Raw genomic sequence first — 11,206 nt, 5'->3', positions numbered from 1 at the left:
GGAGAAAACAAATGTACGCAAGATGTCTATTGATCGGAGTTTTGCTTGCCTGGTCCGGTTCGGCCGGGGCGCATGAAGCCAAGGGAACGAATGGCGGGCGGATCGCCGACGCCGGATCATACCATGTCGAAATGGTCGTGAAATCCGAAGTCGTCGACGTATTCATCAGCGACGCCGGCGAAAAGCCCGTTGAGGCATCGGGATTCAAGGGAACCGCGATCCTCGTCGCGGGCGGCAAATCCCAGCGGGTGGTGCTGGCGCCCGTCGATGGCAAGCGCCTTTCCGGCAGTGCTGCGGCCGCGCTGCCAGGCCAGCCCAAAGGGGTGGTGCAATTGACGGCCCCCGACGGCAAGACCGTTCAAGCGAAATTCGACTGAGACGAGCCCGCCGAAACCGGCAGCAATGAGCCCAATATCGAACGCGAAGGAGTTGAGAGATGATGAATTGGAATAGAGGCGGGGTCGCGCTGGTCGCCGCAGCACTGCTTTCGGCAAGCGCCTGGGCCGGCGAAGGCCCGGCCGGGCACAGCCATGGACATGATCATGGCGATGGCCATGGCGAATCATTCTCGGCCGGCGAGCCCGGCAATCCGAAAAAGTCGGCAAAGATCGTCCAGGTGACGATGGGAGAGTCGGACGGCAAGATGCTGTTCGTCCCGGCGCGGGTCGAGATCAGGAAGGGCGAGCAGATCAAATTCGTGCTGCGAAACAACGGCGAGCTCGATCACGAATTCGTCCTGGCGGACGCCGCGGACAATCTCAAGCACGCCGAAGTCATGCAAAAGAACCCGGGGATGGCGCACGAAGATGCCAACTCAAGATGGCTCGCTCCGAAGAAGACCAGCGAGATGGTCTGGAAATTCACCAAGGCCGGCGAGTTCGAGTATGCCTGCCTGATCCCCGGTCACCGCGAGGCGGGAATGGTCGGAATGATCTTCGTCAAGTGATCGCATCCGGCCCGCCAATGTCGACCGTTGAAGCGCCGGTTTGATCCAGCTCAACGGCGACTGGCAGCGGCGTAGGCTAGATGCTGAAGGGGACGGTTCGCGGCGGTGCGATCGATGAGTGTCGTCAAGGTTGCCTATTTCTCGGATGCATTATGCATCTGGGCCTATATCGCCCAGGCGCGCATCGATGCGGTCAAGGAGAAGTTCGGCGACGCGGTCCGGCTGGACCATCGGTTCTGTTCGGTGTTCGGCAATACGCCCGTCAAGATCCCGACGACGTGGCGGGACAAGGGCGAATATGCCGGATTCAACGCGCATCTGCGGAACCTGGCGCTGCAGTTCCCGCATGTCGCGCTGCATCCGGACATCTGGCTGACGACGCGTCCGCCGACCTCGACCAGCGCGCATCTGTTCATGACGGCGGTCCAGCAATGGCAGCACGAGCGAGGCGGCGAAGCGTCGGTCTTCGACGAGCTGCTATGGGCCTTCCGTTGCGCGTTCTTCCGGGATTGCCGCGACATTGCGCGCTGGGATGTTCAATGCGAACTGGCCGAGGCGCTGGGCCTCGACATCGGCGCCATCGAAAAGCGCATTCACGACGGGACCGCCTATGCGAAACTGGCATCCGACTACCAGGACGCCGACAGGATGCGAATCGAAGGCAGCCCGAGCTTCGTCCTGAACGAGGGACGGCAGAAACTCTACGGCAATGTCGGCTTCCGGATCATCGAAGCCAACATCCAGGAACTATTGCGGGCGCCGGGTGCCGACCAGGCGAGCTGGTGCTGAATGCACGTCAAGCCCGGTATTCCGATCCAAAGGATCACGCCAGCGGCCTCGGCCGATTTTCGCGCGGTCGAGCGGCAGTTCGCTCAGGTATGGCGGTCTTGACCCAGATCAAGCCTCGCAATGGAATCCGGCATAATTTTTCCCACTAAATATAATGTTGAGAGGAGGAACTGCCATGCGCGTTTTCCTCGTGTCAGCAATATCGGCGATCGTTCTCGCCATTGGTTCGATGCTGATTCTCGACCAGACGGTGCAGCGCAACGCCGATCAGGCCTTCGGCTCATCGAGCAGCGTTCGCCTTCCCGACCACGGCAATATCCATAACCTGGTCGGACGCGACTGGTCTTCGGCGAAAGAGCATGGATGGGGCAGCGAGATCCCGACGGCCAACTCGCCGCTCTCGCTTGCGCAGCCCTCGGCGTCGAAATAAGGCGTCGCCCTGGTACTGACTATCTGAGGTCGGTGAGTCGCTGGCTGCCCATGCTTCGAGACGCTCGCGCCGCTCGCTCCTCAGCATGAGGTTGTTGTGTTTCAACAAGTTAGACCTCATCCTGAGGAGGCCGCGAAGCGGCCGTCTCGAAGGATGGATGGGCTGCAATACCGATTTGTGATTCTAGGTACTAGGCGGCGAACACCCGCTCCTGCGGCCGGGCGCGGCGTTCCGCGACGTATTCGACGACCATGTAGTGCTCGGCGACGGTGACGCGCTCGACCAGTGTGGTTTCGCCGGCAGCCGGCATTACTTCTGTATTCGCAACCGGAAGCGGCGCCTCCTGGTCAGTCGCTTCAGGAACAAGCGGCGGCGATTGGATCGTTTCTGGAAACACCCCGAATTCGCCCGCTACCTCCTGGAGCGGCTTCTGCTTGTCGGCCCAGTGCAGGGCGGTGTAGTCGAAGCCCTGCACGATGGTGGGCTTGACGACTTCGAAATAGGGCGAGATGTCGAAATCGCGGGGCATGTAGAGCGATGAATCGCGGATGTGCAGGATTTCGCGCCGCGCCTGCCTCGAGCCGGCGCGCGTGATCTTGGGCAGGATCGGATAGCGCACGGCGTCGAACGCCTGCGCGATCAGGGCCGAGCAGATGATCTTGGTTGGATCGCCCGAGCCGAACGCGATCATGCGCCGCCGCCAGCGCTGCGGTATCGGCAGCGGGATCAGATAGCGCATCAGATCGAGGATGTTCTTGGTGTCGTAGCCGAAGCCGATCCGGTTGATGGCGTAGCGGCACACGGTGGTGCGGTCTTCGTAGGACAGTCCGACCGGCCGGCACAGCCGCGTATGATACGGAAAATATTTCGACAGCGGCGCCGAGGTCACGCCCTCGCCGATATTGGCTTCGATCAGCACATGCGGCTCGCCGTCGGGCTCGCAAGCGCCGCCGACCGGACCGACAAAGAGCGCGGCATGGGACCAGGTGGACTGCGTCAGGTATTTGATGATGCCGGAAACGCGGTTGTTGCCCTCGACCAGCATGACGTCGCCGGGCTCCATGATGCCGCGCAGATGTTCCGGGTCGCTCGGCGTGAACGGCTCATAGCCCGGCACCTCCTTCTGGAGGTAACTCGCGATCAGCTTGCCGACGGTATCGAGCACGACACCCATGATAGTTCCCCCCAGCGGCCTTTCTGACCGCTTTTTGTGTTTCCTTATCATGGTCGAAAGCCGTTGCAATTTAGTTCATGGATTGGCGTGATCAATCATGATTGATTCACCATGACGGTTGCTGACCCCGGAGAGATACGGCAAGGTTCGCCGGATGTTCTCCCGTTCTTCAAAGTTCCGGAAACCATGACATGACAATGACGCGCCGGGATTTCCTGTCGGCGTCCGCAGCCCTTGCGGCGGCGCCGGCTCTCGGCGCGCACGCCTGGGCCGCGCCACTGCCGCGCGACGCCGACATCGTGGTGATCGGGGCGGGCGCTGCCGGCATATCGGCGGCGCGGCGCATCCTGGCCGCGAACCGCAAAGTCGTCGTGGTGGAGGCGTCGGGCCAGATCGGCGGCCGCTGCCTGACCGATAGCTCGACATTCGGGGTGCCGTTCGATCGCGGCGCGCGGTGGCTGCACAATCCCGAGACCAACCCGATGATCAGGCTCGCGCGCGCCGCGGGGCTCGATATCGCCAATGCGCCGGTCGGCCAGAAAATCCGGATCGGCCGCCGCAACGCCCGGGCCGGAGAGACCGAGGAATTTCTCGCGGCCCTGGTGCGCGCCAACCGCGCCATCGACGACGCCTCGCGCGGCAAGGCCGACGTATCGTGTGCGTCGGTGCTGCCCAGGGAGCTCGGCGACTGGGCGGGGACGACGGAATTCGTGCTCGGCGCCAATGCCACGGGCAAGGACCTCAGGGATATCTCGGCGGTCGACAAGGCCCGGGCGCCGGACCGCAACAACGCGCCGATCGCCTGCCGTCAGGGTCTGGGGGCGCTGATGGCGAAGCTTGGCGAGCAGGTGCCGGTTTCGCTGTCGACGCCCGCAAGCCGCGTCGGCTGGAGCAACCGCGATGTCACGGTGGAGACGCCGTCAGGCAAGATTGTCGCCCGCGCCGCCGTCATCACGGTGTCGAGCAACGTGCTGACGGCGGGCGGCATCAAGTTCACGCCGGATCTTCCGAAGCGTCATCTCGATGCCGCGTCGAAACTCGGCCTCGGCAGCTTCGATCGCATCGCGCTGCAGTTTTCCGGCAACCCGCTCGGGCTGGCGCGCGACGACATCGTCATCGAGCAGAGCAATTCGACGCGGACGGCGCTGCTGTTTGCCAACATCGGCGGATCGTCGCTGTGCTCGATCGATGTCGCCGGCTCCTTCGGCCGCGATCTGTCGGCCCAGGGCGCGCCGGCCATGGAGGCCTTCGCGGTGGAATGGCTGACGAAACTGTTCGGCAGCGAGATCGCTGCCGCGGTCAAAAAATCGAGCGCGACCCGCTGGAACGCCGCGCCGTTCGCGCTCGGCGCGATGTCGGTGGCCGCGCCGGGCGGACAGGGTTCGCGGAAGATCTTGACCGAGCCGATCGGCTGCATGTTCCTGGCGGGCGAGGCGACCCACGAAACCCAGTGGGGAACCGTCGACGGCGCCTGGGAAAGCGGTGAGCGCGCGGCAGAAGCCGCACTACGCCGGATCGGCGCGCTCAGGGATGAGCCGACGGGGACGACGCGGGCGCCGAAACAGCGGCGCCATGCCGCGCCGGTACCGGGAGCGCCGGTCCGTTGAAATTGGCCATGAACACCGAAGGCGCTCCCGGGAGCGCCGATCAATTGAAGCAATCGCGGCCGAAAGCGCTGATCTCGTGGTCGAGCGGCAAGGACAGCGCGTTCGCGCTGCATGAAATCAGGCGCTCGGGCGAATTCGACGTCGTCGGCGCTTTGACCACGGTGACCGAGACCTTCGCCCGGGTGTCGATCCACGGCGTGCGGCAGGAAATCCTGCGCGCGCAGTGTGAGGCGGCGGGCCTGCCGCAGGCCATCGTGCCGATCCCTTATCCTTGCCCGAACGAAGTCTACGAAGCGCGCATGGGCGAGGCCGTCGCCAAGGCGGTCGCGGACGGCGTCACCCACATGATCTTCGGCGATCTGTTTCTCGAAGACATCAAGGCCTATCGCGAGCAGAAGCTCGCCGGCACCGGCATCACGCCGGTGTTTCCGCTGTGGCAACGGCCGACGCTGCCGCTGGCGCAGGCGATGATCGCCAGCGGATTGGAAGCCTATCTCGCCACCGTCGATCTGAAGAAGCTGCCGGCCCAATTTGCCGGACGCAAATTCGATGCGCAATTGCTGGCGGACTTGCCCGGCGGCGTCGACCCCTGCGGCGAGAACGGCGAGTTTCATACCTGCGTGGTGGCGGGTCCGATGTTCTCGCAGCGGCTTGCGGTTACGACCGGCGAGCGCGTCGAGCGCGACGGCTATGCGTATTGCGATCTGGTGATGGAGGGTTGAATCCCTCCCCCGCAAGCGGGAGAGAGGGAAGAAGGTTCACCGCAGCACGCCATCCAGCGCCGGCAGGCCGAGGATGACGGCAGCTGCAATCAACGCGTAGCAGATGGCGCGGAACAGGGTTTCGCTGGCGCGGCCGAACAGCTGGGCGCCGATCAGCACGCCGACGGCATAGACCGGACCGACCAGCAGCGAAAACCGGATCGAGTCGGATGTGATGAGCCCGGTCGCGGCATAGCTGACCGCGGAAAAGAAATCGGACGCGCCGAAAAACAGCAGGATGTTGGCGCGCGCGATCACCGAAGCGACCGGCCGGCCGAGCCAGTAGCCCACGATCGGCGGCCCGCCGGTCTGGGCCAGCCCGCTGCAAAAACCCGACAAGCCGCCGATGCCGACCGAAAGCGCGGGGTGGTCCTCGCCGCGATAGCGCCAGCCCGACAAGAGCAGCAACAATAGCGCGAATACGAAGGCGGAGATGATCCAGCGCGTCGTCACCGGATCGAGCCGGGTGAGGAAGTAGGTCCCGACCGGCACGCCGATCAGCGCGCCGGATACCATGACCGCGGTTGCCTTGCGGTCGGCCTGCTTCCACGCGTTCGGGATCAAGGGTAACGCCGCGATGAAATCGATGATGAGCAGCACCGCCGCGGCCAGCTGCGGCGCCGCCATGCTGCTCGCCAGCGGCATGAAGATCAGCGCCGAGCCGAACCCGGAAAAGCCGCGCGCGGTTCCCGATACGAAAGCGATCGCGCAGATCGCGATCGCGGCATGGAGGCTGACGTCGGACGGGATGAAGCCGGTGAGGCTCATGCGCTAGGGCATTCCCGGTACCGGGGCCGCATCCTTCGAGACGGCGCTTTGCGCCTCCTCAGGATGAGGAACTCTCTATCCCTCATGGTGAGGAGCGCGGCTCCGCCGCGCGTCTCGAACCATGAAGCCCGAGTATGTGCGACCATTCAGTATCATGCTCGCAACGTGCCGCCGGTCTTCTTCGCCACCTCGGCCACGATCTTCGCAGCCACCGCGTCGATCTCCTGGTCGGTCAGGGTCTTTTCGCGCGGCTGGATGGTCACTGCGATTGCGACCGACTTCTTGCCGTCGTCGATGCCCTTGCCCTCGTAGACGTCGAACACGGTGACGCCCGTGATCAGCTTCTTGTCGACGCCCTGCGCCGCTCGCACGATGTCGCCCGATTTGACGCTGCGATCGACGATGAAGGCGAAGTCGCGCGACACCGGCTGGAACGCCGAGAGCTCGAGCACCGGCTTGGCGCGGGTCGGCCGCTGCTTGGCGTCCGGAATGCGGTCGAGGATCACCTCGAAGGCGATCAGGGGACCGTCGGCGCCCAGCTGCTCCAGCGTGCGCGGATGCAATTCGCCGAAATAGCCGAGCACGTTCTGCGGGCCGATTTGGATGGTGCCGGAACGCCCGGGATGCAGCCAGCTCGCGCCGCCGGGCACGATCTGCAGCGCCTGCATCGGCGCGCCGGCCGCAGCCAGCACGGCAAAGGCATCGGCCTTGGCATCCAACGCGTCGGCCGTTGCCGAACCGGACCAGTGCCGTCCCAGGCCTTTCGACGACGCAAAGCCGTGGCGCACGCCTGATGCCGCGACCAGTTGGCCTTCGGGCCTGTCGCTCCGGAACACCTGTCCGACCTCGAACAGCGCCACGTCGGGAAAACCGCGGTCCGCATTGGCTTGCGCCGCCGCGACCAGGCCCGGCAGCAGGCTCGGCCGCATGTCGGACAGATCCAATGCGATCGGATTGGCGAGGGCGAGTTCGGGCTGCCCGCCGCCGAACAATTCGGCATGCGGCTTCGCGATGAACGACCACGTCACCGCTTCGACCATGCCGCGCGCGGCGAGCGCGCGCTTGGCGCGGCGGGTGCGGGTTTGAATCGCGGTGAGGATCGGCTTGCGGGCGGCGTCGCCGCGCTCGAACGGCGTCATCGGCACCTTGTCGACGCCGACGATGCGCACGATTTCCTCGACGATGTCGGCCTTGCCGTGCACGTCGGAGCGCCAGGACGGCACCGCGACCTTCACCACCGGGCCGGAGCCGGCCATCATGAAGCCGAGATGGCCGAGGATGCGTTTCATCTCCGGCAGCGGCACGTCGATCCCGGCGAGCCGCTTCACTTCGGTGAGCGGAAAATCGATCACGCGGTCGTCGCCGAAGGCTTTGCCGATCACGACGTTGTCCGACGGCGTGCCGCCGCACATCTCCATCACCAGTTTGGTCGCGAGTTCCAGCCCCGGCACCATGAAGGCCGGATCGACGCCGCGCTCGAAGCGATAGCGCGCATCCGAATTGATGCCGAGCTTGCGGCCGGTATGGGCGATGTTGAAATCGTTCCACAGCGCCGATTCGATCAGCACGTCGGTGGTGTTCTCGTCGCAGCCGGAGGCTTCGCCGCCCATGATGCCGGCCAGCGATTCGACGCCGTGATCGTCCGATATCACACAAATATCGCGATCGAGCGTGTAGCTGCGGCCGTCCAGCGCCAGCAGCGTCTCGCCGTCGCGGGCGCGGCGCACGACGAGATTGCCTTTCACTTTCGCCGCGTCGAACACATGCAAGGGACGGGCGCGGTCGTAGGTCATGAAATTGGTGATATCGACCAGCGCGTTGATCGGCCGCAGGCCGATCGAAGTCAGGCGCTGCTGCAGCCATTCCGGCGACGGCCCGTTCTTGACGCCGCGCACCAGCCGCAAGGCAAAGCCCGGACACAGCGTGGCGTCCTCGACCGTCACCTTCACCGGGCAGGGGAACTCGCCCTTGATCGGCTTGATCGCGGGATCCTTGAATCGGCCCATGTCGGCGGCCGACAGATCGCGGGCGATGCCGTGCACGCCGGTGCAATCCTGCCGGTTCGGCGTCAGGTTGATTTCGAGCACGGGATCGCCGAGCCCGGCCCATTGCGCGTAACCGGCACCGATGGGCGCATCGGCCGGCAGTTCCATGATGCCGTCGTGATCCTCGGAGATCTGCAACTCCGCCGCCGAGCACAGCATGCCGCGGCTCTCGACGCCTCTGATGGTGCCGACACCGAGCGTGATGTTCTTGCCGGGAATGAAGGTGCCGGGCGCCGAGAACACGCTGACCAGACCGGCGCGCGCGTTAGGCGCGCCGCAGACCACCTGCACCGGCGCCGCGCCATTGCCGGTATCGACCATGCACACCCGCAAGCGGTCGGCATTGGGATGCTGCTCGGCGGAAATCACCCGCGCGATGGTGAACGGCGCCAGCGCCTTGGCCTTGTCCTCGATATTCTCGACCTCGAGCCCGATCATGGTGAGCTTGTCGGCGAGCTTTTCCATCGGCTCGTCGGTGTCGAGATGTTCCTTCAGCCAGGAGAGCGTGAATTTCATGATTTTTGCTTCTCTTGTCCCCTCCCCCGCCCGCGGGGGAGGGTTAGGGTGGGGGCTCTTGCCGCAATGGCGGTCTCGACGAGACTCACGAACTCAATCCTCCCGCCAGGGTCGGGACATCGAGCGGCTTGAAGCCGTAGTGAGAGAGCCAGCGCACGTCGCTCTCGAACAATTGCCTGAGGTCGGACATGCCGTATTTCAGCATCGCGATGCGGTCGATGCCCATGCCCCAGGCAAAGCCCTGATAGACGTCGGGATCGATGCCGCAGGCGCGCAGCACGTTGGGATGCACCATGCCGCAGCCCAAAATCTCCAGCCAGTCCTCGCCCTCGCCGAAGCGGATCTCGCCCTTGTCGCGGCGGCACTGGATATCGACTTCCAGCGACGGTTCGGTGAAGGGAAAGAACGAGGGCCGGAATCGCATGTTGATGTGATCGACCTCGAAGAACGCCCGGCAGAATTCGTGCAGGATCCATTTAAGGTGACCGAGATGCGAACCCTTGTCGATGACGAGGCCCTCGACCTGGTGGAACTGCGGCGTGTGGGTGGCGTCGGAGTCGATGCGATAGGTGCGGCCCGGACAGATCACGCGGATCGGCGGCTTCTGGCTCAGCATGGTGCGCACCTGCACCGGCGAGGTGTGGGTGCGCAACAGCATGCGCGAGCCGCCTGCCCCGGGCGCCGACCCGGGGTCTTCCTTCGGATTGAAGAAGAAGGTGTCGTGCATTTCCCGCGCCGGATGGCCTTCGGGGAAGTTCAGTCTTGTGAAATTGTAGTCGTCGGTCTCGATATCCGGGCCTTCGGCAACGGCAAAACCCATGTCGGCGAAGATCGCGGTCAGTTCATCCATCACCTGGCTGAGCGGATGAATCCGGCCTTGTTCGGCCGGCGCGTCGCGCAACGGCAGCGTGACGTCGATGGTTTCGGAGGCCAGCCGCGCGTCGAGCGCGGCGGATTTCAGAATGTCGCGCCGCGCCGCGAGCGCCTGCGCGACGGTGTCCTTGGCGAGGTTGATCGCAGCACCTCGCGTCTTGCGTTCGTCCGGCGACATCTTGCCGAGCGTCGACAGCAGCGCCGAGATCGAGCCCTTCTTGCCGAGCGCGGCGACACGTACGGCCTCGAGGGCTGCTTCGTCGCCGGCGCCGGCGATCTGGCTGAGGATTTGGGATTCGAGATTAGTGAGGTCGGTCATAGCGATCCCTTTTGACTAGGATGCTAAGCCGATGCTCCTAGCCCGTCATGCCCGGGCTTGTCCCGGGCATCCACGTGTTACAGCGTTCGCGAGAAGGAAGGCGTGGATGCCGGGACATCCAGTGCGAAGACGTGCTTCGCACTCTTACCCGGCCATGACGACTTCAATATTTCCCTGCCGCGCGAAAGCGGTGACGGCTTACGCCGCCAGCGCGGCCTTGGCCTTTTCCGCGATCGCCTGGAACGCCGCCGGCTCGTTGATGGCGAGATCCGACAACACCTTGCGGTCCACCGTGATGCCCGACTTCGAAAGGCCGTTGATGAAGACGCTGTAGGTCATGCCGAACGGACGCACCGCGGCATTGAGACGCTGAATCCACAGCGCGCGAAAGGTGCGCTTCTTGCGCTTGCGGTCGCGGAAGGCGTATTGGCCGGCCTTCTCGACCGCGGCCTTGGCGGCGCGGATGGTGTTCTTGCGGCGGCCGTAAAAACCCTTGGCGGCCTTGTAGACTTTCTTGTGCTTGGCGTGAGAGGTCACACCGCGTTTAACGCGAGACATGACGGGTCTCCTTCATATGGAAATGGGTGACGGATCGCCGCGCGGACGCGGCTCGGCTGTGATGGCGGCGGGGAACGCGATCAGGCGTTCGGCAAGAAATATTTCTTGATGTTGTCGCCGTCGGTCTTGAACAGCACGCGGGTGCCGCGGAGCTGACGAATCTGCTTCTTCGTCCGCTTGATCATGCCGTGGCGCTTGCCGCGCTGGGCGTGCATCACTTTGCCGGTGGCAGTCACCTTGAAGCGCTTTTTGGCGCCTGACTTGGTCTTCAGCTTGGGCATTTGGCTCTCCTGTGGCCGCAGGAAAAACGCGCCCAGCGGGGGCGCTTTCGCGGCTAAAATGCTCGTTAGAGCGTTGAAAGTGCTTGGTTATTTCCGAAATGAGATAACCCGCACGGACATCGACACGGCAGCCCTTGAT

The 11,206-nt window shown here is 64.3% G+C and carries 12 protein-coding genes; 6 read left to right on the top strand and 6 right to left on the bottom strand.

The features are described 5' to 3' along the window. Positions 1-11 precede the first annotated feature (11 nt). The 4 genes from KMZ68_RS00655 to KMZ68_RS00640 all read left to right on the top strand — a co-directional run bounded on the left by KMZ68_RS00655 (position 12) and on the right by KMZ68_RS00640 (position 2,165). The gene (locus tag KMZ68_RS00655) at positions 12-377 is read left to right on the top strand and encodes a hypothetical protein (RefSeq protein WP_215614029.1); all 366 of its coding nucleotides are present in this window, start codon (positions 12-14) and stop codon (positions 375-377) included. Positions 378-436: 59 nt separating this feature from the next. Beyond that, complete coding sequence (locus tag KMZ68_RS00650) at positions 437-946, top strand: cupredoxin domain-containing protein (RefSeq protein WP_215614028.1); 510 nt, start codon at positions 437-439, stop codon at positions 944-946. A 114-nt stretch (positions 947-1,060) separates the two neighbouring features. After that, positions 1,061-1,735 (top strand): DsbA family oxidoreductase, encoded by a 675-nt coding sequence (locus tag KMZ68_RS00645; protein ID WP_215614027.1) that lies wholly within the window; start codon positions 1,061-1,063, stop codon positions 1,733-1,735. 175 nt (positions 1,736-1,910) lie between these two features. Then, complete coding sequence (locus KMZ68_RS00640) at positions 1,911-2,165, top strand: hypothetical protein (RefSeq protein ID WP_215614026.1); 255 nt, start codon at positions 1,911-1,913, stop codon at positions 2,163-2,165. 190 nt (positions 2,166-2,355) lie between these two features. Here KMZ68_RS00640 and KMZ68_RS00635 read toward each other — a convergent pair whose 3' ends face one another. Further along, positions 2,356-3,339: a YiiX/YebB-like N1pC/P60 family cysteine hydrolase gene (locus KMZ68_RS00635; protein WP_215614025.1), complete on the bottom strand. Its 984-nt coding sequence runs from the start codon at positions 3,337-3,339 to the stop codon at positions 2,356-2,358. A gap of 191 nt (positions 3,340-3,530) precedes the next feature. On the opposite strand from KMZ68_RS00635, the gene KMZ68_RS00630 reads away from it, so the two are divergent. Then, positions 3,531-4,946: a flavin monoamine oxidase family protein gene (locus KMZ68_RS00630; RefSeq protein ID WP_215614024.1), complete on the top strand. Its 1,416-nt coding sequence runs from the start codon at positions 3,531-3,533 to the stop codon at positions 4,944-4,946. Positions 4,947-4,954: 8 nt separating this feature from the next. Then, positions 4,955-5,668, top strand: coding sequence for an adenine nucleotide alpha hydrolase (locus KMZ68_RS00625; RefSeq protein WP_215614023.1), 714 nt, complete (start codon positions 4,955-4,957; stop codon positions 5,666-5,668). A gap of 36 nt (positions 5,669-5,704) precedes the next feature. Here KMZ68_RS00625 and KMZ68_RS00620 read toward each other — a convergent pair whose 3' ends face one another. The 5 genes from KMZ68_RS00620 to rpmI all read right to left on the bottom strand — a co-directional run bounded on the left by KMZ68_RS00620 (position 5,705) and on the right by rpmI (position 11,067). After that, a complete protein-coding gene (locus KMZ68_RS00620) occupies positions 5,705-6,475 on the bottom strand; it encodes a sulfite exporter TauE/SafE family protein (protein WP_215614022.1) in 771 nt (256 codons plus the stop codon). Between the two features lie 152 nt (positions 6,476-6,627). Continuing rightward, positions 6,628-9,036: a phenylalanine--tRNA ligase subunit beta gene (gene pheT / locus KMZ68_RS00615; RefSeq protein WP_215614021.1), complete on the bottom strand. Its 2,409-nt coding sequence runs from the start codon at positions 9,034-9,036 to the stop codon at positions 6,628-6,630. 85 nt (positions 9,037-9,121) lie between these two features. Further along, complete coding sequence (gene pheS, locus KMZ68_RS00610) at positions 9,122-10,228, bottom strand: phenylalanine--tRNA ligase subunit alpha (RefSeq protein ID WP_215614020.1); 1,107 nt, start codon at positions 10,226-10,228, stop codon at positions 9,122-9,124. Positions 10,229-10,426: 198 nt separating this feature from the next. After that, a complete protein-coding gene (gene rplT / locus KMZ68_RS00605; RefSeq protein ID WP_029585523.1) occupies positions 10,427-10,786 on the bottom strand; it encodes a 50S ribosomal protein L20 in 360 nt (119 codons plus the stop codon). An 80-nt stretch (positions 10,787-10,866) separates the two neighbouring features. Next, positions 10,867-11,067, bottom strand: coding sequence for a 50S ribosomal protein L35 (gene rpmI, locus KMZ68_RS00600; protein WP_029585522.1), 201 nt, complete (start codon positions 11,065-11,067; stop codon positions 10,867-10,869). Between the last annotated feature and the right edge of the window lie 139 nt (positions 11,068-11,206).

The organism is Bradyrhizobium sediminis, assembly GCF_018736105.1.
In the GTDB taxonomy this organism is placed as follows: Bacteria; Pseudomonadota; Alphaproteobacteria; order Rhizobiales; family Xanthobacteraceae; genus Bradyrhizobium.
The sequence above is the reverse complement of the archived record's forward strand: the minus strand, read 5'-3'. Positions and strand labels throughout refer to the sequence as shown.